The organism is Janthinobacterium svalbardense, from assembly GCF_002327145.1.
In the GTDB taxonomy this organism is placed as follows: Bacteria; Pseudomonadota; Gammaproteobacteria; order Burkholderiales; family Burkholderiaceae_D; genus Janthinobacterium; species Janthinobacterium tructae.
Window position 1 is genome coordinate 4,389,650 of the sequence record NZ_CP023422.1, and the last position, 21,258, is coordinate 4,410,907.

General features: G+C 63.2%; 20 protein-coding genes and 4 tRNA genes. 8 read left to right on the forward strand and 16 right to left on the reverse strand.

The annotated features are described in order from the left end of the window. Positions 1 to 4: 4 nt before the first annotated feature. Positions 5 to 568, reverse strand: coding sequence for a GNAT family N-acetyltransferase (locus CNX70_RS19335; RefSeq protein WP_096236218.1), 564 nt, complete (start codon positions 566 to 568; stop codon positions 5 to 7). 178 nt (positions 569 to 746) lie between these two features. Here CNX70_RS19335 and CNX70_RS19340 point away from each other — a divergent pair, with 178 nt between their 5' ends. The 3 genes from CNX70_RS19340 to CNX70_RS19350 all read left to right on the forward strand — a co-directional run bounded on the left by CNX70_RS19340 (position 747) and on the right by CNX70_RS19350 (position 2,842). Next, positions 747 to 1,514 carry a CPBP family intramembrane glutamic endopeptidase gene (locus CNX70_RS19340; protein WP_157751167.1) on the forward strand — a complete coding sequence of 256 codons (768 nt, stop codon included), beginning with the start codon at positions 747 to 749 and terminating at the stop codon, positions 1,512 to 1,514. Positions 1,515 to 1,523: 9 nt separating this feature from the next. Continuing rightward, positions 1,524 to 2,171, forward strand: coding sequence for a hypothetical protein (locus CNX70_RS19345; RefSeq protein WP_096236222.1), 648 nt, complete (start codon positions 1,524 to 1,526; stop codon positions 2,169 to 2,171). Between the two features lie 164 nt (positions 2,172 to 2,335). After that, positions 2,336 to 2,842, forward strand: coding sequence for a P-loop nucleotide/nucleoside kinase family protein (locus CNX70_RS19350; protein ID WP_096236224.1), 507 nt, complete (start codon positions 2,336 to 2,338; stop codon positions 2,840 to 2,842). Here CNX70_RS19350 and CNX70_RS19355 read toward each other — a convergent pair. Both CNX70_RS19355 and CNX70_RS19360 read right to left on the reverse strand, forming a co-directional pair. Then, positions 2,839 to 3,984 (reverse strand): alpha-hydroxy acid oxidase, encoded by a 1,146-nt coding sequence (locus CNX70_RS19355; protein ID WP_096236226.1) that lies wholly within the window; start codon positions 3,982 to 3,984, stop codon positions 2,839 to 2,841. The genes CNX70_RS19350 and CNX70_RS19355 overlap by 4 nt on opposite strands. Positions 3,985 to 4,088: 104 nt before the next feature. Continuing rightward, positions 4,089 to 5,045 (reverse strand): phytanoyl-CoA dioxygenase family protein, encoded by a 957-nt coding sequence (locus CNX70_RS19360; protein ID WP_096236228.1) that lies wholly within the window; start codon positions 5,043 to 5,045, stop codon positions 4,089 to 4,091. Between the two features lie 115 nt (positions 5,046 to 5,160). Between CNX70_RS19360 and CNX70_RS19365 the strand changes: the two genes are divergently transcribed. Beyond that, on the forward strand, positions 5,161 to 6,033 hold the full coding sequence (locus CNX70_RS19365; RefSeq protein ID WP_096236230.1) for a helix-turn-helix domain-containing protein: 873 nt from the start codon (positions 5,161 to 5,163) through the stop codon (positions 6,031 to 6,033). Positions 6,034 to 6,088: 55 nt separating this feature from the next. Here CNX70_RS19365 and CNX70_RS19370 read toward each other — a convergent pair. The 4 genes from CNX70_RS19370 to CNX70_RS19385 form a co-directional block, all read right to left on the reverse strand. Further along, a tRNA-Arg gene (locus CNX70_RS19370) sits at positions 6,089 to 6,165 on the reverse strand. Positions 6,166 to 6,325: 160 nt separating this feature from the next. Next, a tRNA-Arg gene (locus CNX70_RS19375) sits at positions 6,326 to 6,402 on the reverse strand. Between the two features lie 78 nt (positions 6,403 to 6,480). Next, a tRNA-Arg gene (locus tag CNX70_RS19380) sits at positions 6,481 to 6,557 on the reverse strand. An 82-nt stretch (positions 6,558 to 6,639) separates the two neighbouring features. Continuing rightward, positions 6,640 to 6,716: transfer RNA gene (locus tag CNX70_RS19385), tRNA-Arg, on the reverse strand. 425 nt (positions 6,717 to 7,141) lie between these two features. Between CNX70_RS19385 and CNX70_RS19390 the strand changes: the two genes are divergently transcribed. Together CNX70_RS19390 and CNX70_RS19395 are read left to right on the forward strand one after the other, a co-directional pair. Beyond that, a complete protein-coding gene (locus tag CNX70_RS19390) occupies positions 7,142 to 9,619 on the forward strand; it encodes a hybrid sensor histidine kinase/response regulator (RefSeq protein ID WP_096236232.1) in 2,478 nt (825 codons plus the stop codon). A gap of 309 nt (positions 9,620 to 9,928) precedes the next feature. Continuing rightward, on the forward strand, positions 9,929 to 10,912 hold the full coding sequence (locus tag CNX70_RS19395) for a GGDEF domain-containing response regulator (protein WP_096236234.1): 984 nt from the start codon (positions 9,929 to 9,931) through the stop codon (positions 10,910 to 10,912). A 75-nt stretch (positions 10,913 to 10,987) separates the two neighbouring features. On the opposite strand, the gene CNX70_RS19400 is transcribed toward CNX70_RS19395, so the two are convergent. After that, positions 10,988 to 11,383 carry a hypothetical protein gene (locus tag CNX70_RS19400; protein WP_096236236.1) on the reverse strand — a complete coding sequence of 132 codons (396 nt, stop codon included), beginning with the start codon at positions 11,381 to 11,383 and terminating at the stop codon, positions 10,988 to 10,990. 309 nt (positions 11,384 to 11,692) lie between these two features. On the opposite strand from CNX70_RS19400, the gene CNX70_RS19405 reads away from it, so the two are divergent. Both CNX70_RS19405 and CNX70_RS19410 read left to right on the forward strand, forming a co-directional pair. Continuing rightward, the gene (locus tag CNX70_RS19405; protein WP_096236238.1) at positions 11,693 to 12,406 is read left to right on the forward strand and encodes a sensor histidine kinase; all 714 of its coding nucleotides are present in this window, start codon (positions 11,693 to 11,695) and stop codon (positions 12,404 to 12,406) included. Positions 12,407 to 12,456: 50 nt separating this feature from the next. Then, positions 12,457 to 12,972: a DUF6265 family protein gene (locus CNX70_RS19410; protein ID WP_096236240.1), complete on the forward strand. Its 516-nt coding sequence runs from the start codon at positions 12,457 to 12,459 to the stop codon at positions 12,970 to 12,972. 42 nt (positions 12,973 to 13,014) lie between these two features. Here CNX70_RS19410 and CNX70_RS19415 read toward each other — a convergent pair whose 3' ends face one another. From CNX70_RS19415 to CNX70_RS19450, 8 genes are all read right to left on the reverse strand, one after another. Continuing rightward, positions 13,015 to 14,313 carry an NAD(P)/FAD-dependent oxidoreductase gene (locus CNX70_RS19415; RefSeq protein ID WP_096236242.1) on the reverse strand — a complete coding sequence of 433 codons (1,299 nt, stop codon included), beginning with the start codon at positions 14,311 to 14,313 and terminating at the stop codon, positions 13,015 to 13,017. Positions 14,314 to 14,333: 20 nt separating this feature from the next. Further along, entirely contained in the window at positions 14,334 to 14,828 is a 495-nt protein-coding gene (locus tag CNX70_RS19420) for a hypothetical protein (RefSeq protein WP_096236244.1), read from the reverse strand. A 92-nt stretch (positions 14,829 to 14,920) separates the two neighbouring features. Continuing rightward, the gene (locus CNX70_RS19425) at positions 14,921 to 15,688 is read right to left on the reverse strand and encodes a transporter (RefSeq protein ID WP_244198871.1); all 768 of its coding nucleotides are present in this window, start codon (positions 15,686 to 15,688) and stop codon (positions 14,921 to 14,923) included. Positions 15,689 to 15,771: 83 nt separating this feature from the next. Further along, on the reverse strand, positions 15,772 to 17,427 hold the full coding sequence (locus tag CNX70_RS29155) for a methyl-accepting chemotaxis protein (protein WP_157751169.1): 1,656 nt from the start codon (positions 17,425 to 17,427) through the stop codon (positions 15,772 to 15,774). 192 nt (positions 17,428 to 17,619) lie between these two features. Further along, entirely contained in the window at positions 17,620 to 18,999 is a 1,380-nt protein-coding gene (locus tag CNX70_RS19435) for a multicopper oxidase family protein (protein WP_096236246.1), read from the reverse strand. A 2-nt stretch (positions 19,000 to 19,001) separates the two neighbouring features. Next, complete coding sequence (locus CNX70_RS19440) at positions 19,002 to 20,360, reverse strand: TolC family protein (protein ID WP_244198872.1); 1,359 nt, start codon at positions 20,358 to 20,360, stop codon at positions 19,002 to 19,004. A 1-nt stretch (position 20,361) separates the two neighbouring features. Then, complete coding sequence (locus CNX70_RS19445) at positions 20,362 to 20,694, reverse strand: hypothetical protein (protein WP_096236250.1); 333 nt, start codon at positions 20,692 to 20,694, stop codon at positions 20,362 to 20,364. Between the two features lie 113 nt (positions 20,695 to 20,807). After that, complete coding sequence (locus CNX70_RS19450) at positions 20,808 to 21,236, reverse strand: hypothetical protein (protein ID WP_096236252.1); 429 nt, start codon at positions 21,234 to 21,236, stop codon at positions 20,808 to 20,810. Positions 21,237 to 21,258 lie beyond the last annotated feature (22 nt).

The following is a 21,258-nucleotide window of genomic DNA, read 5'->3' on the forward strand; positions in this document are numbered from 1 at the left end:
TGGCTCACGCGGCGCCCTTGCGCCGCGCTTCCCATTCGCGCCTTAACAAACCGTACAAAGCCGAATCGCTGACCTGCCCGCCCACGATCCAGCGTTCGGGCAGGAAGCCTTCCTTGTTGAAACCCTGGCGTTCCAGGGCGCTGGCCGAAGCGGCGTTGTGCGGATCGATGTCGGCTTCCAGGCGGTTCAGGTCGCGCTCGACGAAGGCGAATTCCAGCAGCGCGGACAAGGCTTCGTGCATATAGCCACGGCCCCAGTACGGACGGCCCAGCGCGTAGCCGATTTCGGCGCGGCGGTTCTGGCGGTGCTCGGAGAACAGGCTGCAGCTGCCCAGGTATTCGCCCGTCGCTTTCAGCTCGACGGCGAAGCGGAAGAATTCCTCTTTCTCGAAAGCGGCACTGTCTTCGGCAATCTGGCGCGTGGCGCGGCTGGCATCGGTCCACGGCGGTTCGCTGAAATAGCGCATCACTTCGGGGTCGGCATGCATGGCGAATTGGGCCGCTTCATCGGATGGCTGCGGCTTGCGCAGGATCAGGCGTGCAGTGGTGAGGATTTTCGTGTAGGCCATGCAACTCCAATCGACGGTTGAAACGGACAATGCTTATTATTCCATGCAATTGTAATGATGTGGCAACTTTGCGGCACTGCTTTTAATGTACTATGGCAATGTTTCTCCATATCATAGATGCAACTTCATGATCCGCTCATGCACGCAGTAAACGATGCAGCACACACCGAAGCCGACCATGTCGATCCCTAGAATCCACCTCACCATGCCGCTCGCCATCGGCGCATTGGCCATCTGGCTGGGCCTGAGTCTGGCAGGTCGCTGGCTGGAAGCGGCCGGCTACGCCTTGCCGGGCGCAGCCGTCACCGGCCGTATCGGCCTGTCGTGGGCGCTGGCCGCCATGTTCGCACTGGCGCTGCTGTTGGCATCAAACCGGCGCCACGAAGCGGGCCTGTGCGCGCCGCAGCCATGGAAAACGCTGTGGCTGGTCTGGCCGCCGCTGCTGTATGCCTTGCTGATGTTGCTGCTGGCCTGGGCCGGCGGCTGGCCGCAGCCGCGCGTACTGCTGATCGTGGCGTGCAATGCGGCGCTGGTGGCCATCTCGGAAGAACTGATGTTCCGCGCCATTTTGCTGCAAGGCATGCTGGACCGCTACGCCGTCTGGCCCGCCGTCCTGATGTCATCGGCGCTGTTCGGCCTGGCCCACTTGGCCAACGGGCTGGCCACGGGCGACGTCAGCGGCGCCCTGTGGCAAGCCGTCGCCGCCACCCTGCAGGGCGTCGGCTATGCGGCCATCCGCCTGCGCACCCGCTCGGTATGGCCCATGGTCCTCGTGCATGGACTGTGGGACTACGCGCTGGTGACGGCCACCTTGCCGAACCCGGCCGAAGACGGCGCGTCCATCCTGCCGACTATCGCCCTGCTGGCCGTGCTGCCCCTGTGCCTGTATGGCGTGTACCTGCTGCGTCCCAGCCAGAGGGCGGCCATATCTCAACTGCAACCATAAGGAAGCTGCATGGCGTTTTTTTCCCGTGATTATGAGGTATTCCTGCTGCTGGCCGCGCCCGATGCGCCGCCGCTGTGGAATGCGGCGCAATGGACGCCGTTTGCCGCCAGCCTCGATGGCCTCATGGCGCAAGCGCGGGGCAAGGCCGGCGTGCGCTGCCATCAATACAATCCCAAGGGCAAGCTGATTTCCTTTGGCCGCCTGGGCTGGGACGCCAAATCGCACGCGAAGTGGACGCACACGGCGGCCACGACGCAAGCCCGTTTCGTGACCCTGGAAGCGTGGGCCCCCACCTGGACCATTTGCGAAAAAGACGACCAGGCGCCCGATGTGTTCCTCGCCCTGGCCAACGAATCGCTGCTGGGCCGGGCCGGCAAGCCCCTGCAATTCGGCCAGCGCCTGGTGTGCGCCATTGCCACGGACACGGGGCCGCAAGCGGCCGCCACCTTGCAGGCTGCGCTGGCGCAACTGGCAGCGCGACAAAACGCCGTCGTCTTCGCCCACACGCGGCGCCAGTGGGGCCGCGCCGCGCATGGCGGCTTCACGGGCGCCATCCAGGATATGCTGATCGGCGGCCTGTTCCAGCCCGACGACCCGCATGCGCGGCCGCTCGATGCGGCCACATTCCGCGAGCCATGGACGCGCATCAGCAATTGACAGCGCCAGCCATGCAATCGCCATTCCCGCCCCTGTCATCGATTATTGCCACCATTCAAACCATGGTGGCTAGGCAGGAATGACATTGACCAAGCCGCCTGCAAGGCGGCTTGGCTTCATCTGGCGTCTCGCAGGCTTTGTTTCTCCCACCTGAGCGAGCGACCATGTTTCCTACTTCCAGCACCACCGTGTCCCCCACGCTGCACCTCGTGTGCGGCAAGATCGCTTCCGGAAAATCCACATTGACCAGCCAGCTTGCGCAAACGCCGCAGACCGTGCGCATCAGCGAAGACAGCTTGCTGGCGCAGCTGTATCCGGGCCAGATCGCCAACCTGGCCGACTATGTGGCCTGCGCGGCGCGGCTACGCGCAGCCATCGCCCCTTTGTGCCTGCAGATGCTGCAGGCGGGCGCGTCCGTCGTGCTCGATTTCCCTGCGAATACACCGGCCAGCCGTGCCTGGATGCGCGAATTGTTCCAGCAGGCTGGCGTGCCGCACGTGCTGCACTACCTCGACGTGACGGATGAAGAATGCAAGGCGCGCTTGCGCCAGCGCAATGCCAGCGGGCTGCACCCGTTCTCCACCAGCGATGCCGATTTTGACGCCATCACGCGCCACTTCGTGCCCCCCGCCGCATCGGAAGGTTTTCACGTCGTGCGCGTGACGGCTTAAAACGTCCCCGGCAGCAGGATCTTCTTATCTACCTGCTGCAAGTCGCGCAAGCCGCAAAAAGCCATCGTCAGGTCGAGTTCATTGCGGATGATGTCCAGGCACTTGGTCACGCCCGGGCCGCCCATGGCGCCCAGGCCGTACAGGAACGGGCGGCCGATGTACACGGCTTTGGCGCCCAGCGCCACGGCCTTGATCACGTCCTGGCCCGAGCGGATGCCGCCATCCATGTGCACTTCGATCTGGCTGCCGACGGCGTCGACGATGGCGGGCAAGGCTTCGATCGACGATTGCGCGCCGTCGAGCTGGCGCCCGCCGTGGTTCGAGACGATCAGCGCGTCGGCGCCACTGTTGACGGCCAGGCGCGCGTCTTCCGGGTCCATGATGCCCTTGATGATGAGTTTGCCGCCCCAGCGCTGCTTGATCCATTCCACATCCGCCCACGACAGGCTCAGGTCGAACTGCTGCTGCGTCCAGGCCGACAGCGACGACATGTCCGACACGGACGTGGCGTGGCCGACGATGTTGCCGAAGCCGCGCCGCTTCGTGCCCAGCATGCCCGCCACCCAGCGCGGCTTGGTGGCCATGTTGATGATGTTGGGAATCGTCAATTTCGGTGGCGCCGACAGGCCGTTGCGCAAGTCCTTGTGGCGCTGGCCCAGCACCTGCAAGTCGAGCGTCAATACCAGCGCGCCGCACTTGGCCGCCTTGGCGCGGTCGATCAGGCGGTTGATGAATTCGCGGTCCTTCATCACGTACAGCTGGAACCAGAACGGTTTTGTCGTGTTCGCCGCCACGTCTTCGATCGAGCAAATGCTCATGGTCGACAGGGTGAACGGCACGCCGAATTTTTCAGCGGCCTGGGCCGCGAGGATTTCGCCATCCGCATGCTGCATGCCCGTCAAGCCCGTGGGCGACAGGGCCACCGGCATGGAAACCGCCTGTCCGACCATGGTCGAGGCCAGGCTGCGGTTTTCCAGGTTGACGGCCACGCGCTGGCGGAACTTGATTTTGGCGAAATCGCTGTTGTTGGCGCGGTACGTCGATTCCGTCCAGGAACCGGAATCGGCGTAGTCGTAAAACATGCGCGGCACCCGTTTCTGGGCCAGCACGCGCAAGTCTTCGATGCAGGTGATGATACTCATGCGTTTCCTCGGTCGATGGCAAGTCGAACCATGATCGTGCATTTACCGGCAATTGTCTATCCGGCAGGCAAGACTTGCGGACCGGGCGTGGCTTAGCGCGTGGCTTACCAGTCGCGCGCGCCGAGGATCCGCTCGCCCAGCGCAGTCAAACGCGCCTGCGGATAGCGCAGCTTTTCCTTTTCTTCGGGGTCGCCGGGAAAGGCGTAGCCCTGCGGCGCGCTGCGCTCGCGCCAGCTTTGCACGCGCCAGTCGCGCAAGGCCTGATTGTCTTCCTGGGCGGGCGTGAAGGAAATATATTGCGCCAGGCGTACCTGCTCCGTGGACGTGTTCGGGCGGATGCCGTGCGCCAGCAGGCTGTTGAAGATCAGCAGTTCCCCCTTCTTCATGGCGATGAATTGCATCGGATACGGCACCGTCGCCAGGTCCGGCTGCCACGGGTTGCGGTCAAGCGGCACGCTCTTGCGCCACGCCAGCAAGTTGTTGAACAGTTCCGGATAGCATTGAAAACCGCCGCTCTCGGGCGAGGTATCGGACAGGGCCAGCACGCCCTGCACGTTGACGGGCAGCGGGTCGAGCGTGGTGTCGGCATCCCAGTGGATGAAGCCGCCAAACTTGCGCTTGCCATGGTTCGGCGTGTTCAGGTTGGCGCGGTCGATGGTCACCCACAAATCCTGACGGTCCCAGATGTCGACGAAGGCGTCATATACCCGTTGGGTCTGGCGGTTATCCCACAGGGTCTGGTGGTGATAGGCCTCGACCATGCCGGAACCGTTGAGTTCCTTCATCGCATGGTCGCGCAACTGGTCCCGGTTCCAGGTGGCAGGATCATGCTGGTCCAGTCCTTGAAACTCCCACAGGAAATCGGTGGTGCGCCGCACCTGTTCGGTAGGCACCGCATCCTTGACGATGACATAACCGTAGGTTTGCCAGTGCAAAAAGTCGCTGTCGGACAGCACGCGCAGGGGCAGCTGTTTCTCGATGTCGCGCAACTGGGTCTGTTCCGTGTAGGCCACGGACGGGTTGCCGGGACGGTCTTCGCCGTATTGATATGTGTCTTGCATCGCTGTCTCCTGTATTGGTGTGAGACAGATTGTGCGATGGCACGGCGCCATGAAATGCGCGCTGAGCGGCCAATACTGATACTATCCTGACTATTCATACGCTTCAAACGTCACAATGACGCCTTTATTCGAACAAGTCACGATACCGACGGGCCACTCCTGGGGCTTGCTGTGGCGCGAACTCGACACCATCCCCTTCATCTGGCATTACCACCCGCAGTTCGAACTGACCCTGACAGTGAATGCCCGGGGACAACGCTACATCGGCGACCACCTGGGCGACTTCGAGCCGGGCGACCTGGTGCTGCTGGGGCCGAATTTGCCGCACACTTGGTCGGCCAGCGAGCGCATCGACGGCGCGCAGCCGATGCTGGCCGTCGTCGTGTGGTTTTCCTTGGAATGGGTGGAGCAGCTGGCGGCTTGTTTTCCCGAGTTGCACAGCTTGCGGCAACTGGCGGCCCGCGCCGGCCCTGCTTTGCACTTTTCGCCGGCAGCGAGCGTGCGCAGCGCAGATAAACTGCTGCAACTGCATGCCCTGCCCGTACCGCAGCGCTTGCCGCTGCTGCTCGACGTGCTGCTGGAACTGGCCAGTGATGGCGGCGCGCGGCCGCTGGCCTCGATGGCGCAGGCGCCGCTGCCCGATGGGCAGCACACGCGCATGGCGAGTGTGTTTGATTTCATGCAAGCGCATTTCCGGGAAGAAATCGCGCTGGAAAGCCTGGCTCAGCGGGCGGCCCTGTCGCTGGGCGCGTTTCACCGCTGTTTCAAGCGCCACGCGCATTGCACGCCGGGCGAGTACCTGGCGCGGCTGCGCATCGGCCGCGCCTGCCAACAGCTGATCGAGAGCAATCTCGCCATCGCCGTCATCGCGCAAGAGGCGGGCTACCGCAACCTCGCGCATTTCAACCGCCAGTTTCGCGCCGCCAGGCACGTCACTCCGCGCGCGTTCCGCCTGCAATACCGGCGCGGCGCCACAGGCGCAGCGTAAAACCATTCGGCAACGAAAAAGGGGATCAGATTTTACAATCTGATCCCCGATATTCTGGTGCGGCTGGCAGGAATTGAACCCACGACCCCTTGGTTCGTAGCCAAGTACTCTATCCAGCTGAGCTACAGCCGCCTAAGACAAGATTATAGCAGGGCTTTGCAGAATGGCAAAGGGCGCCATGCGGAAATTTCACAATTGCCCAGGCCGCCAGCATGACCGCTGTCTGCCTGCCGCGAGGACGAAAAAAAACCCGGAAAGCGAACTTTCCGGGTTTTTTCACTACTGCTGATACTGGTGCGGCTGGCAGGAATTGAACCCACGACCCCTTGGTTCGTAGCCAAGTACTCTATCCAGCTGAGCTACAGCCGCAAACTCTGACACACTTCGCCGGACGGCGCGAAGCTTGAAACTTTCATCAAAACGCAGCGAACTGCGTTTTTGTAATACTGGTGCGGCTGGCAGGAATTGAACCCACGACCCCTTGGTTCGTAGCCAAGTACTCTATCCAGCTGAGCTACAGCCGCAAAACTTCTACAACATTCCATTAACCACATGGAGGTGAAACTTGTTACAACAAAACCAGGCAAAGTCTGATTTTCAGTATTCTGGTGCGGCTGGCAGGAATTGAACCCACGACCCCTTGGTTCGTAGCCAAGTACTCTATCCAGCTGAGCTACAGCCGCGCAGGCAAACATTATAGCGTATTCATTTCGCTTTGAAAAGTTCGATTTTTCAATCGCTTAGCTGATTTTGCAGAATACCGCCCCGCACCATCAGCCATCTTTTCACTACAGAAAAGCGCACGCCTTGCATCGATGGACACAACAGCTTTCACAGTGGCATCCAGCGCATCGAGAAGTTGCTACCTCGAAAGAAGCGGGATTATAGGGACTGCCTTCCCGCCTGTCCAGTGCTATCTGCAGGCGGCACGCAAGCGTGCGGTGGCGGCGCGCCGCTTGGAGCTACAATACCAGCCAGACAGGGGCGCTTGTGCCTCCTCTCTTGCATGACGGCAGGCAGTTCCATCATGCCCCACTCACTGAGCTTGGCGATGGCGGCCAGGCGGGGCAACAGCCTGTGCGGCAGACTCACCGTTGCAGGATTTCCGATGGCTAAGCATGACCGCAAGCAAGATCTGCTCCCTCCATCAGCGCCGCTGAGCCTGTCAGACGAGCGCCTGGCCAACTTACTGGAGAGTATTACCGACGGCTTCTGCCTGCTCAACCACGACTGGACCATCCGCTACATCAATACGCGCGGCGCCGACATGCTCGCACCGCAGCGTCCGCCCGGCAGCCAGCTGGCGGGCAACAGCCTGTGGCAAGCCTGCCCCCACTTGCCGGGCACGGAACTGGAAGTGCAGTACCGGCGCAGCATGGCGCAGCAGCACAGCTGCAGTTTCGAGCTGCTGTATCGGCCGCTGGGGCGCTGGCTGGAAGTGCGCATCTTTCCGTCCAGCGAAGGCTTGAGCACGTATATCCAGGACATCAGTGAGCGCAAGGCGGCCGAGGAAAGCTTGCGCCACAGCGAAGAAGACTTGCGCGCGCTGGCCAATTCCATCCCGCAACTGGCCTGGATCGCCAGCTTCGACGGCACCATCGCCTGGTACAACCAGCGCTGGCACGACTACACGGGCACCAGCGCCGAACAGATGGCGGGCGAGGGCTGGAGCATCGCCTATGACGCGCAGCACTTGCCGCCCATGCTGCAAGGCTGGAAAGCTGCCTTGCGCGATGGCACGCCCTTCGAAATGGAGTTCCCCATCCGCGGCGCCGACGGCCAGTACCGCTGGTTCCTGACGCGCGCCAATCCCGTGCGCGACCGGGGCGGCCAACTGCTGCGCTGGTTTGGCACGAGCACCGACGTTGACCAGGTCAAGCGCGCGCAGGAAGCCTTGCGCGACGAGACGCGCGTACTGGAATTGCTCAACAACACGGGCGCGGCCCTGGCCAGCACCCTCGACTTGCCTGCCCTGCTGCAGGAAACCGTCGATGCGGCCACGCGCATCAGCGGCGCGCGCTTCGGCGCCTTTTATTATGACGAGGCGGGTGATGTCCACGACCACCCCGGCGCCCTGCCGGCGCCGCGCGCCGTCAACGGCATCAGCCTGCGTCAGGCCGACACCATCGCCGCGGAACTGCGGCAGGGACCGGCCATGCGCCAGAACGACTTGCTGGCCGCACCCGACGCCAGGCCCGATGACGCGCCGCCGTTGCGCAGTTGCCTGAGCCTGCCCGTCAGCTCGCGCTCGGGCCTGTTGCTGGGCCGCTTGCTGCTCGGTCATCCACAGGCGGGCATGTTCAGCGCGCGCAGCGAACGCATCGTCTCGGCCATCGCGGCACAGGCCGCCGTCGCGCTCGACAATACGCGCCTGTACGCGGCCGCCACGCGCGCCGCCGACGAGCGCAAGGTGCTGCTCGACAGCGAACGCGAGGCGCGCGCCGAGGCCGAGCGCACGAATCGGCTGAAAGATGATTTTCTCGCCACCCTGTCGCATGAACTGCGCACGCCGCTGTCGGCCATCCTGGGCTGGGCCCAGGTGCTGCGGCGCGGCACGCGCGACCAGGCCGACCTGCACCGTGGCTTGCAAAGCATCGAACGCAATGCGCGCGCACAGGCGCAACTGATCGAAGACTTGCTCGACATGAACCGCATCACCTCCGACAAGGTGCTGCTCGACCTGCAGCCCCTTGCGCCCGCCAGCGTCATCGCCTCGGCCATCGAAACCCTGCGCCCGGCAGCCGACGCCAAGCACATCGCCATCCACAGCAGCATCGCCAGCGATGCGGTCACATTCATGGGCGATCCCGGCCGTATCCAGCAAGTGATCTGGAACCTGCTGTCGAATGCCCTGAAGTTCACACCGCAAGGGGGACGGGTCGATATCGGCGTGCGCCACGAGGCGAGCCGCCTGGCCATCACGGTGGCCGACAACGGCGTAGGCATCAAGAAAGACTTCCTGCCCCACGTATTTGACCGCTTCCGCCAGGCAGACGCCTCCACCACGCGCCGGCACGGCGGCCTGGGGCTGGGACTGGCGATCGTCAAGCACCTGGTGGAACAGCATGGCGGCACGGTCACGGCCAGCAGCGCCGGCGACATGCAGGGCGCCAGCTTTACCGTGCGCCTGCCCCTGGGTACGCCCACCGCCGCCGCGCGCCAGGCGGGCGATGCCCCGTCCGCCAGCCCTGACTTGCGCGGCGTCAGGGTGCTGCTGGTCGATGACGAAGCCGATGCGCGCGAATTGACGGAACGCATCCTGCGCGATCACCACGCCGAAGTGCATGTCGCCGGCAGCGTGGCGCAAGCGCTGCAACTGCTGGAGCAGGTGCGCCCGCACGTACTGGTCAGCGACATCGGCATGCCCGATGCCGACGGTTTCGACTTGCTGGCGCACATCCGCGCGCACGCTCCCCCTGACGCCGCCCGCCTGCCCGCGCTGGCGCTGACGGCATTCGCGCAACCGCAGGATCGCCAGCGGGCGCTGGCCAACGGCTTCCAGGCCTGGGTCTCGAAACCGCTGGACCCGGCCGAATTGGTGGCGGCCGTGGCGCAACTGGCTACGGCGCACGTCACGCCCCCTTAAAAAGATAATGCAAAGAAATACATAGTGCAGAACAAAATGACTATTTTCGTGGGTTGGCCTTCCTACTTCCAGACGCGGCACTGTCCTACAAGCAACTAAGCTGAAGTTTGCTACACTGAAATGCAGAAGCACCACCTGCACGGCAGGCAGGAGACAGGCAGCCTTGGCTGCCATCAGTGGCAGAAGCGAGTTCAAGCGCTGTTGTGCGCCGTATCTTGTTGCAAGGCGCTACTATCCTTCCCACCGCCGTCAGCCGATCATCAGCGGTAGAAGCCAGCGTTGCATAGACCGTATTAACCGAGACCCTACATGCCCAGCCAAGATGAGATTTTGAAAGCCAAAATTTTGGTCGTTGACGATTCGCCCGACAATGTCGACCTGATGCTGGAAATCCTGCGCGATGCCGGCTATACCAATGTCACGGCCACCATGCGTCCAGCCCAGGTCTGCCCCCTGCACCGGGAGCATTGCTACGACCTGATCTTGCTGGATCTGCAAATGCCAGAACTGAATGGTTTCCAGGTCATGAAAGGCTTGAAGGAAATCGAGCATGGCGGCTACCTGCCCGTGCTGGCCCTGACGGCACAGCCGAGTTTCAAGATCGCCGCCCTGGAAGCGGGGGCGCGCGACTTCATCAGCAAACCGTTCGACCTGATGGAAGTGCACAAGCGCATCCACAACATGCTGGAAGTGCGCCTGCTGTACAAGGAACTGGCGCAATACAGCAAGCAGCAGCAGGAACTGGCGCTGCACGACCCGCTGACGGGCTTGCCGAACCGGCGCCTGCTGGAAGACCGCATCGAACACACCTTGCAGCAATCGGCCCGCAGCCGCGGCAAGTCGGCCATCCTGTATCTGGACCTGGACGGTTTCAAGACCATCAACGACAGTTACGGCCACGGCTATGGCGACGAGATCCTGAAAATGGTGGCAGCCCGCCTGGTGGGCGCGTCGCGCAAGGAAGACACGGTAGCGCGCATCGGTGGCGACGAATTCGTCATCGTGCTGGGCAACCTGGCCGGCAAGGGCGATGCGCGCGAACCGGCCGCCAAGCTGATCGAAGTCATTTCGGAGCCGTATTTCATCAACGACCTGACCTTGCGCCTGTCGACCAGCATCGGCATCGCCATCTACCCGGACGACGCCAGCACCGTCGAATCCCTGCTGGGCGCGGCCGACACGGCCCTGTATGAAGCCAAGCGCGCCGGCAAGAACCGCTTTTGCTGCTCGCCCCACGAAGTGATCGCGTCGCAGGTCAACATGCAGAAAAGCAGCGTCGCCTCGATCGCCTGAAATTAATTCCGCGCGGCACATAAAAAAACCGGCTGGCCATCATCGGCCTGCCGGTTTTTTTCTGCCTGGCAGGCGTTATTTCTTGCCAGCCGTCACTTCATGCTGACCCGCATGCTGGTGGTCTGTTTGTGCATTCACGGTGTCCGGCGCCACTTCGATGCGCGTGATGCCGGCATCGACGGAAATCGGGTCGCTGGCGGGGAATGTCATTTCGACGGCATCGTCGAGCAATTCTTCCTTGGCCCGTTCTTCGCCGCTCATGCCCTCTTCATCGGCCAGGATGGCCAGCGCACTGGCCCATTTGACGAAATTGAGGTTGGACAGTTCGCGCACGGTGGTCACGCCGAACGCTTGCTGCAAGGCCTTGGCATCCTTGGCGCTGACGCCGCGCAGGGCGCTGATGGGGGCGTTGACGATGTCGCGGAAGCTTTTGTCGAGGTATTCCTTGTCGACGATGGTTTCGATATTCATGGCATGTCCTTTCGTTTCGGTAAACGGGCCGGTGCTGCGCCCTGCGCCGCGGAGCGGCTATGCTGCATGGGGAGAATGCATGCCCCCACTATGGCAGCGCGCGGCGCCCCGGTATGTGCGCAGCCGTACGCAACGGCGGGAACGGCACCCCTGGCGCAAACGATAATCTTGCCTACGATATAAAAATAATGGGCGGAGATTAAAATTGTCGAAAAGACAGAAATTTTCCATCCATGCGCCTTGCGATGAAATCCTCATGTATGATCCACCACTTGAATTTGGTCCACCTTTCACCATTCACGGGGCGCTATGTCCGCACAAACAGATCCGAACAAGGAAGCGGCCCAGGCCGATGCGGAACGCGCCGCCGATCTCAGCGAGTTGCTCGGCCATGTCAACACCAGCTGGGACAATGAACGGCGCGCCCTGTCGCGCCAGCTGCACGACAGCCTCGGTTCCTCGCTGACGGCGCTGACCATGCACCTGTCGCTGCTGACGCAAAAAATGCCGCAGGAAGCGGCCTTGCTCGACCGTGCGGCGACCATGAAGCAATTGCTGTTGAATGTGATTGAAACCAACCGGCAAATGCAGATGAAGCTGTGGAACGACAAGCTGGAGTTTCTCGGCGTCAATGTCGCGCTGGGCGAACTGGCCGCACAATTTGCCGACCAGCACAAAATTACCGTGCGCTGCAGCCTGCCCGAGGATGAGCTGATTTGCCCGCGCAACGTGGGCGTGGCCCTGCTGCGTACCCTGGAAGAAGCGCTCAGCAACATCGCCACGCACGCCAACGCCACAGAAGTGGACATCATCATCGACGACAACGACGAAGCACTGATGATGACGGTCAAGGATAACGGCGTGGGGCTGCCGGTCAGCGAACCCGTCGAAATGAGCAAGCACGGCCTGCGCTCCGTGCGCGAACGCGTGCATTACCTGGGCGGCAACCTGAGCCTGGCCGCCAATCCGCAAGGCGGCACGGCGCTGACCGTCGTCTTGCCGCGCATTAATCCGAAAGAATAGTCCTTGCCAGGCGCCCTCATACGCTGAACGCTTCGACGACAGGAGACCGAATGCAAAGACTGATCCCCACCCTGCTGGCAGCACTGCTGACCCTGGGCAGCGCCCAGGCCGCCGACAAAACCGTGGCGCCGCCGGAAACCGTGGACAAGCTGGCCTGGCTGGCCGGCTGCTGGAATGTCGACGGCGCCGAACCCGGCTCCGGGGAGCAATGGAGCACGGCCGCCGGCGGCACCATCCTGGGCACCAGCCGCACCGTCAAGGGCGGCAAGACAACAGCCTTTGAATTCGTGCAAATCCGCCTGACGGAACCGGGTCAACTGGCCTACATCGTGCAACCGTCGGGCCAGCCGCCCGTGATCTTCAATCTGCTACGCCAGGACAAGCCGAATGAATTCATCTTCGCCAATCTGGACAATGACTTTCCGAGCCGCATCCTCTACCGCCACGACAGCGAGCGCGTCGTGCACGCCAGCATCACCGGCACTTTGAAAGGCAAGCTCACCACCATCGCCTTCCCCATGACGCGGGGCCGCTGCGAAGCGGCGCCGATTACGCGCAGCAAATAAAAAGGGGCCGCAAGGCCCCTTTCTGCTCTGACACCCACTCAATTAATGCAGCTTCACCTGCGGCGAGCTGCGCTTGATCAGGAAACGCCCCATGGCCATGACGGCCGTGCGCACGCTGCCCAGCACGGCGTTGTGGTGCATCAGGTGCAGGCTGACATACATCATGCGCGCCACAAAGCCTTCGACGAACCAGCTCAGGCCCTTCAGCGAACCCATCAGGGTGCCCACCGAGGTGGTGCGGCCGAACGACACGAGCGAACCGTAGTCGAGGTACTCGTACGGCTTGGTGTGCGGCGGCTTGCCCTTGGCTTGCAGCAAAAAGGTTTTCAGCAGGTAATCGGCTTGCTGGTGGGCTGCCTGGGCGCGTGGCGGCACCAGTTTGCCGTCCGGTCCCATACAGGCGGCGCAATCGCCGAGCGCGAAGATATTCGCATGACCCTGCACATTGAGCATGCCCGTCACTTCCAGCTGTCCGGCGCGGTTGGTCGGCAAGCCCAAAGTGGCCAGGAATTCCGGCGCGCGGATACCGGCGGCCCACACGCAGATGTCGGCCGCATAGCTGGTGCCGCTGGCCACCGTCACCTTGTCGGCTTCGATCGTGGTGACGCGCGTATCGGTCACCACGCTGATGCCATGTTGATGCAGCAGTTTCAAGGCGGCGATGGAGACGCGCTCGGGCAACGGTGCCAGGATGCGCGGCGCCCCTTCGAGCAGGGTGATGCGCACATCCTTGATGGCGTTGAGATTCTGGAAACCATACGCGGCATACACGCCGCTCGCTTCGCGTAATTCGGCCGCCAGCTCCACGCCCGTGGCGCCGCCGCCGATGATGACGATATCGACACCGGGATGGCCCGCGTCACCCTGGCGCTGCTCGGCCATGGCCAGCAGTTTCAGCAGGGTCAGACGGAAACGCTCGGCGTCTTCCGTGGCATTCAGGGAAATCGTGTTTTCCTTGGCACCGGGCACGCCGAAGTAATTCGAGGTGCTGCCCACGGCTAGCACCAGCTGATCATAGTGGACCGTGCGCTGCGGCAAGAGCTGCTCATGCTTGTCGGTGGCGATGGCGCCCACGGTGAGGCTGTTCGACGCGGCGTCGAGCGCGATCAGGGGGCCATAGACATAGGTAAAACCATTGTCATGCGCCAACATCTGGTACGACAGACCCTCCTGGTGTATATCCAGGGTGCCGGCCGCCACCTCATGCAGCGACGGTTTCCAGATATGGTACAGGCGGCTGTCGACCAGGGTCACCTGGCCGGGGCCGAGCTTGCGGCTGAGTTTGCAGGCCAGCTCCAGGCCGCCTGCGCCGCCACCTACGATGACGATTTTACTATGCAAAGATCCTCCTGTTTATTTGTTTAGTCCCTATGCCCGTTGCCATTGCCGTGACCATTGCCATTGCCTCGGCCCGGCTTGTCATCATGTTTGTCGCGCTTGTCATCATGTTTATCGCGCTTGTCATAGTGCTTGTCATGCTTGTCGTCATGACGGCCGCGGTCGCCGTAATCGGGACGGCCATGGTCGCCATGCTGCTGGCGATAGCGGGGCGCATATTGGTTGTTATACCAACTATCTTGGACAAAATAGACCTCTTGGTTACAGGCATTATACTTGCGGCAGTGCTTGGACCAGTTTTTCGCATGGCCGGGCGGCACGCGCAGGTAGATGGGGCGGGCTGAATAATATTGCGGGCGCTGCACGATGACGGGCTGGGCGTAGATCAATTGCGGCGCGGGATAGTCGCCTATGTCGATGCGTCCGTAAAAGCCGGGCTGGCCGATGGTGACGGAGACCTGGGCAACAGCGGCGGTAGCGGCCGACAGCAAGACGGCGGCAAGAATCAGGGTTTTCATGGGACACTCCTTTTATCAGTTATGCCTCGATTGTAGACCTCGTGCGCCACGCTGTTTGTTCGCAAGGACACATAAGGACCAGCGTTACCATCTCACCACAGTTTGCCCAAAGGCACGACCAGCCCGCTGAACAGCGACCAGTCCGGCGACGCCGCCGTCAAGCCGCGCGCCATGCCGATGTCGATGGCCAGCCGTGGCGTGGGACTGTAAGTGGCCGCCAGCAAGAGCTGCGCCGTAGCCGGCGCGCCGCGCAAACGCGTGCCCGACACTTCCGCCGTGGCACCCCAGCGCGCGCTGACGGGCGTGGAAAAGGAGGCCGCCCAGCCCGTTTGCACCCGGCCCGTGCCTGGCTCGGATGCGCCCAGGCGCGTGGCGTTCAGGTTGGCGTCCATGTGCACGGCGCCCAGGTCGCGGCTGAAAATGCCGTTCAGCGACACGTCGCTCTTGCCGCTGCCGATGCTGTCCTTGGCCGTCGGCAACTTCCAGCCCAGTTCCAGGCCCAGCGCCGTGGCGCTGTCGAGCAAGAAGGCGCGCTTGAGCACGACGCTCGTGTCGCCCACGCCCGTCTCGCGCCGGCCCGTGTCATCGCGCGCGCGCACGATGCCCTCGCCTTCGAGCAGCACGCCCCATTCGGACGTAAACGCCAGTTTGAACGTATAGGGCAGGCTGGCGCGGCGCATATCGTCCGTTTTGGACAGCAAGCCGCCGGCCTCAAATTCCAGCTGGCCCGGCACGGGCAGCTGGGCGGGACTGGCCACGGAAGGCCGGTAAGGCAGGACGGGATCGCCCTCCTGCGCCTGCGCCAATGGTGCCAGGGACAGCAGGGAGAAACACAGCAACGGCAAGCAGAGAGAAGACATGGAAGACCCGGAAGTGGCCAATACGCAATAGCGACAGCCTACCACCAAGCCCAGGTGTGCGTGTTGCGCCGATCCTGCCGGGTTCAGGCCAGGCGCCGCACGCCAAGCCTGGCGGCGGGCACGGGCCGGCGCAGCGGCGAGACATTGCTGGCCGGCGCCACGGGCAGCTGTTGCGCCCGGGCATGCAGGTGGAACACGCCCACCAAGTCCGTCAGGATCTGCGCCTGGTCTTGCAGCGATGCGGCGGCAGCCGCCGCTTCTTCCACCAGGGCCGCGTTCTGCTGCGTCACCTGGTCCATTTGCAGCACGGCCTGGTTGACTTGCTCGATGCCGGCGCTCTGTTCGGCGCTGGCGGCCGTGATTTCCTGCATGATGTCGGCCACCTGGCGCACGCTGGTGACCACTTCATCCATCGTCTTGCCCGCGTCATGCACGAGCCTGGAGCCGATTTCCACCTGCTCGACGGAGGCGCCGATCAGGGTCTTGATTTCCTTGGCGGCACTGGCCGAGCGCTGGGCCAGGTTGCGCACCTCGGACGCCACGACGGCGAAACCGCGCCCCTCCTCGCCCGCCCTGGCCGCTTCCACGGCCGCGTTCAAGGCGAGGATGTTGGTCTGGAAGGCGATGCCGTCGATGACGCTGATGATGTCGACGATCTTGCGCGAGGAGGCATTGATCGATTCCATCGTCTGCACCACCTGCCCCACCGCCGCGCCGCCCTTGCCGGCCACGTCAGAGGCGGCGCCAGCCAGCGCATTGGCCTGGCGCGCATTGTCCGCATTCTGCCGCACGGCCGAGGTCAGCTGCTCCATCGAGGATGCCGTCTCTTCCAGCGAACTGGCCTGTTCTTCCGTGCGCGACGACAGGTCGAGATTGCCCTGGGCGATTTCACTGGAGGCCGTATGGATGGTGTCCGTGCCCGAGCGCACCTGGCTGACGATGCCCACCAGCTTGTCGCGCATGGCTTTCATGGCAAACAACAGGCTGGCGTTGTCATGGCTGGCCGTGCGGATATCGACAGTCAGGTCGCCCTCGGCGATGGCGCCTGCGATCTTGACGGCATACGCCGGTTCGCCGCCCAGCTGACGCGTCAGTCCGCGCGTGATCAGCACGCCCAGCGCCAGGCCGGCCGCCATGCTGCCCAGCACCAGCGCGAGCATGAAGCTGCGGCTGGCCTGATACACACCGGACGCCTGCTCGGCCGCCGCCTTGGCGCGCTCTTCCTTCTGCAGCGACAATTTATCCAGCACGCCGTCGAGTTCGTCCGCATGCTGACGCGTCTTGTTGAGCAGTTCGACCAGTTGCGCGCTGCGCTGGGCCAGCGGCTCGGCCGAGGCCAGCGCCAGCGCCTGCTGCATGGTGACAATATAGTCCGCTTGGACGGCGGCAAAGCGGGCAAACAATTCCTTGGCGGCCAGCGTGACGAACAGCGGCTGGGCCTTGGCCAGGTGGCTTTTATTTAATTCGAGGAATTTGACGATGTCGGCCTGGCGCGTGGCGCGCTCCTCGGCGGTAGTGGCCAGCAAGAAATTACTACGGGCACGGCCCACCTTGATCAAGGCAATATTGGCTTCCTTGATATGCGACAGACCCAGCAACTCATTGTGGTACATCTGCCCGGCCATGGCGTCGATCTTGCCCATGTTAAAGATGCCGATTCCGGCCACGCTGGCCCCCATCAGTGCCACGCAAAAAAACGCCGCGATCAGGCGCGTGCCCACCTTCATCTGACTCAACATGATTCCCCCATAGTCCGGCCACCAGTGCTCGAAGAAGCAGCGGAATGTCTTGAATATAAAGAAAATAGCGGGGTAGAAATACGCGCATTGTCACTAAACGACAATAGCTTGATCTATAACAACAAGCACCAGGGCTTGCCGTGCTAGGCAAGCCCTTAATATTGATTTAAAAATAATAATATCATTGAGACATTAATGATCGTGCCTGAGCGGCTTGCGCACCGTCATCTCGACGCTGCCTTTCGACGCCGCCTTGCCTGCACCCTGGCTGCGCACCGGTTCCGGCAAGGCGCCCGTCCATTCATAGGCCAGCGTGCCGGCCGGGTGCTTGTACCAGCCCGGATCGCGGTAGTCGCCCGGCTTCTGCTCCTTGCGCACCTTTACCGTGGTAAACATGCCGCCCATGCCGATGGCGCCGAACGGGCCGTCGCCGGCCATCATCGGCAAGGTGTTGTCGGGAATCGGCATCTGCATCTCGCCCATGTCTGCCATGCCCCGCTCGCCCATCACCATGTAGCCGGGCACGAGCTGGTTGATCTTCGCCGCCACGCCCTGGTGGTCGACGCCGATCATGGTGGGCACGTCATGCCCCATGGCATTCATCGTGTGGTGCGACTTGTGGCAGTGGAAAGCCCAGTCGCCCAGGTCGGTGGCCGTAAATTCCACGGCGCGCATCTGCCCCACGGCCACGTCCGTCGTCACTTCGGGCCAGCGCGATTCGGGCCGGGTCCAGCCGCCATCCGTGCCCGTCACCTCGAATTCATGGCCATGCATGTGAATCGGGTGGTTGGTCATGGTCAGATTACCCACGCGCACGCGCACCTTGTCGCCCTGGCGCACCACCATGGGGTCGATGCCGGGGAAGACGCGGCTATTAAACGTGAACAGATTAAAATCCGTCATGGTCATGATCTTCGGCGTGTAGCTGCCCGGATCGATATCGTAGTTGCTGAGCAGGAAGACGAAATCGCGGTCCACCTTCATGAAGTTCGGGTCTTTCGGGTGCGTCACCCAGAAACCCATCATGCCCATGGCCATCTGCGTCATTTCATCGGCATGCGGGTGATACATGAAGGTGCCGGGCCGCTTGGCAACAAACTCGTACACGAAAGTCTTGCCGGGAGCAATGCCCGGCTGGGTCAGGCCCGTGACGCCATCCATGCCGTTGGGCAAGCGCTGTCCATGCCAGTGCACGCTCGTGTGTTCCGGCAATTTATTCGTGACAAAGATGCGCACGCGGTCGCCCTCCACCACTTCGATGGTGGGCCCCGGTGACTGGCCGTTGTAGCCCCACAGGTTGGCCTGCATGCCGGGTGCCAGCTCGCGCACGACGGGTTCGGCCACCAGGTGGAATTCCTTGACGTTGTTGTTCATGCGCCAGGGCAAGGACCAGCCATTCAGGGTGACGACGGGATTGTATGGCCGCCCGTTCGGCGGCGGTGGCGGCGCTTTCGTTTCCGCGCCAGCCATGCTGACGGCGTCCGGCAACGATGCCGCACCGACCCTGCTGACGGCCGCGGCACTGAGGGCGACGGCGCCCGCATTCATGAAAAAGTTTCTACGTGTAATCATCATTATTCCTTGTCGGCAGGGCCGCTGCCATTGATGGCCGATTGCAATGCCGTTTGGGCGATCCAGAAATCGCGCTGGGTCTCGATGGCGCTGTTCACGCTGGCGACCTGCTCGCGCGCGTCGGCCAGCAACTCGAACACGCTGGCCAGCATGCCGTTGTAACGCAGCAATACTTCATGCGAAATCGTCTTGCGTAGCGGCACGACTTCATCGCGGTAGTGGCGCGCCAGGTCGTAGGCCGTGCGGTAGCTGGAATACGCCTCGCGCACTTCCGAGCGGGCCCGCACCGCCGTGCCCGCCGTGCGCTGCAGCGACTGCTCGTACAGGGCTTGCGCCTTCGCATTGCGCGCCGAACCCCAGTCGAACAGGGGCAACTCCAAGGACACTGCGTAGCCGTTTTCGCGCGGCGCCTCGCTGCTGCTCTTGTTGGTATAGCCCACGTCGAGCACATTGACGAAACCCGTCACTTTAGACAGGCCCAGCGCGCTGGCCGTGGCATGCACATCGAGTTTCGCTCTTTGCACGTCGAGGCGCTGCTCCATCGCCTGCGCCTCGATATTGCCCGCCTCAGCCGCCTGGGCCGGCAAGTCGGGCAAACGCGACGGTAAAGTGAAAGCCGTCTGCTTGCCCCACAGGCCCAGCAAGCGCGTCAGGTGCTCGCGCGTGGCGGTGGCCTGATGCCGGGCGCGGGCCAGGTCGCCGACGGCGTCCGCGTAAAACACTTGCTGGCGCGCCTGGTCGAGGCGGCTCCAGTTGCCCGCCTGCCGCAAGCGCGTGGCCAGTTCGGCACCCGCCTCGGCAGACAGCAGCGCCCGCTGCATGAACGCTTCCGTCTGCACGGCAGCCACGGCATTGAAGTAGGCGCGGCGCGTGTCGGCCGCCAGTTGCACGGCGCTGCTGGCGGCCTGCAGCTTGGCTTGCTCGAAACGGCCCCGCTCGATGTTGACGCGCATCGGCATGGTCAGCAGTCCCGCCAGGTCGAAGCTGACGCTGCGGTCGATTTCATTGCCGTGGCTACCGTGCGAGCGGCCGAACGACAGTCCCGGGTTGCGCAAGCGCCCCGCCTGCACCAGGTCCGCCTCGGACGCGCCCAGCTGGGCCAGCGCCACTTTCATGCCGTGGTTGTTCATCAGGGCAATGCGCACGGCACTGTCGGCGTCCAGGGGCTGGGCCAGCAGGGAGGCCAGCTTTTCCTCGCCGCCCTTGTCCGTCAATGCCGCAGGGGCACCCGTGCGGACGTCGGCCAGCGTGGACACCGTCCGCATGCCGCCATCCTCGCTGAAACTGGCGCAGCCACTGAGCAGCAGGACGGCTGCCAGCGCCAGCGGCGTGAGGCAAGTTGATTGTGTGAAGCGGGCCATGTCAATGTCCTTCATGCTGGTGTTGCTGATGTTGCGGGGCCGGCTGGGCGGCCGGCTTCGCCTCCGGCTTGGGCTTGGCATGCTGCATCGGCATCTTATGGCCTTCCATCTTCATCATGCCCATGTGGCCGCCGGCCTTGCCGACTTTCTCGTTGACGGCGCGCCAGGCCTGATCGGGCGTGGCGTCTTCCTCGGCGGCGGGACGGTAGCCGGCGAAGGCGGAGTGGTAAGTGGTGGCGGGCACGGATGCTTGCGCCTCTTGCGGGGCGGACGGGGACTGCGCTGCGGCGGCCTGCGGCAGTACAGCCAGCACGAAGCTGAACAGGTGTTTCATGGTATTCCTTGATTGACAGGGGATAGCGCGGCAGGTGCGCGACTGGAACGCTGGCGCGGCCGCTGCAACGTGCAGGGACGTGCGACGGCGGCACCGCCAGGTTCAACGGGCGGTCAGGCGGAGTGCGTGCTTCTCGGGGGACGTTCGGGACCAGGCGGGATATGCCCGGCGAACAGGGAATCGGGCGCCAGCGCCGGTGGTGGCGCGCGCAGGGTCAAGGCGTGCGAGGCGGGTATGCCGGGCGGCGCCGTGGCGCCCACGGTGCAGGCGCCATGGTTGCTGCAATCGTGGCCATGCTGCGTGGCACCGCCATCATCCATGGCCATTGTCATCGGCTGGTGCGCGATCTGCATGTCGGCCATGTCGCCCACCTCGTTCATAGCATGGCACTGGGGCGCCTGCGCTGCCACAACGGTGACCGCTGCCGTCAGCTCGTCCGCGCAGCAGCTGCGCATGGCCGACGCAAAGCCCTGCAAGGGCAAGGTGACGGCCAGCAGCCAGAGCAGCGAGCGGGCGAGTGAGCGGAGAAAGGCACGGTTCATGGCACAACTATAAACCTTCCCA

What these genes read in the sequence shown, in the direction of transcription:
- CNX70_RS19335 (WP_096236218.1), bottom strand. Translation starts at nt 568, where the DNA reads ATGGCCTACACGAAAATCCTCACCACTGCACGCCTGATCCTGCGCAAG.
- CNX70_RS19340 (WP_157751167.1), top strand. Translation starts at nt 747, where the DNA reads ATGTCGATCCCTAGAATCCACCTCACCATGCCGCTCGCCATCGGCGCA.
- CNX70_RS19345 (WP_096236222.1), top strand. Translation starts at nt 1,524, where the DNA reads ATGGCGTTTTTTTCCCGTGATTATGAGGTATTCCTGCTGCTGGCCGCG.
- CNX70_RS19350 (WP_096236224.1), top strand. Translation starts at nt 2,336, where the DNA reads ATGTTTCCTACTTCCAGCACCACCGTGTCCCCCACGCTGCACCTCGTG.
- CNX70_RS19355 (WP_096236226.1), bottom strand. Translation starts at nt 3,984, where the DNA reads ATGAGTATCATCACCTGCATCGAAGACTTGCGCGTGCTGGCCCAGAAA.
- CNX70_RS19360 (WP_096236228.1), bottom strand. Translation starts at nt 5,045, where the DNA reads ATGCAAGACACATATCAATACGGCGAAGACCGTCCCGGCAACCCGTCC.
- CNX70_RS19365 (WP_096236230.1), top strand. Translation starts at nt 5,161, where the DNA reads ATGACGCCTTTATTCGAACAAGTCACGATACCGACGGGCCACTCCTGG.
- CNX70_RS19390 (WP_096236232.1), top strand. Translation starts at nt 7,142, where the DNA reads ATGGCTAAGCATGACCGCAAGCAAGATCTGCTCCCTCCATCAGCGCCG.
- CNX70_RS19395 (WP_096236234.1), top strand. Translation starts at nt 9,929, where the DNA reads ATGCCCAGCCAAGATGAGATTTTGAAAGCCAAAATTTTGGTCGTTGAC.
- CNX70_RS19400 (WP_096236236.1), bottom strand. Translation starts at nt 11,383, where the DNA reads ATGAATATCGAAACCATCGTCGACAAGGAATACCTCGACAAAAGCTTC.
- CNX70_RS19405 (WP_096236238.1), top strand. Translation starts at nt 11,693, where the DNA reads ATGTCCGCACAAACAGATCCGAACAAGGAAGCGGCCCAGGCCGATGCG.
- CNX70_RS19410 (WP_096236240.1), top strand. Translation starts at nt 12,457, where the DNA reads ATGCAAAGACTGATCCCCACCCTGCTGGCAGCACTGCTGACCCTGGGC.
- CNX70_RS19420 (WP_096236244.1), bottom strand. Translation starts at nt 14,828, where the DNA reads ATGAAAACCCTGATTCTTGCCGCCGTCTTGCTGTCGGCCGCTACCGCC.
- CNX70_RS19425 (WP_244198871.1), bottom strand. Translation starts at nt 15,688, where the DNA reads ATGTCTTCTCTCTGCTTGCCGTTGCTGTGTTTCTCCCTGCTGTCCCTG.
- CNX70_RS29155 (WP_157751169.1), bottom strand. Translation starts at nt 17,427, where the DNA reads ATGTTGAGTCAGATGAAGGTGGGCACGCGCCTGATCGCGGCGTTTTTT.
- CNX70_RS19435 (WP_096236246.1), bottom strand. Translation starts at nt 18,999, where the DNA reads ATGATTACACGTAGAAACTTTTTCATGAATGCGGGCGCCGTCGCCCTC.
- CNX70_RS19440 (WP_244198872.1), bottom strand. Translation starts at nt 20,360, where the DNA reads ATGGCCCGCTTCACACAATCAACTTGCCTCACGCCGCTGGCGCTGGCA.
- CNX70_RS19445 (WP_096236250.1), bottom strand. Translation starts at nt 20,694, where the DNA reads ATGAAACACCTGTTCAGCTTCGTGCTGGCTGTACTGCCGCAGGCCGCC.
- CNX70_RS19450 (WP_096236252.1), bottom strand. Translation starts at nt 21,236, where the DNA reads ATGAACCGTGCCTTTCTCCGCTCACTCGCCCGCTCGCTGCTCTGGCTG.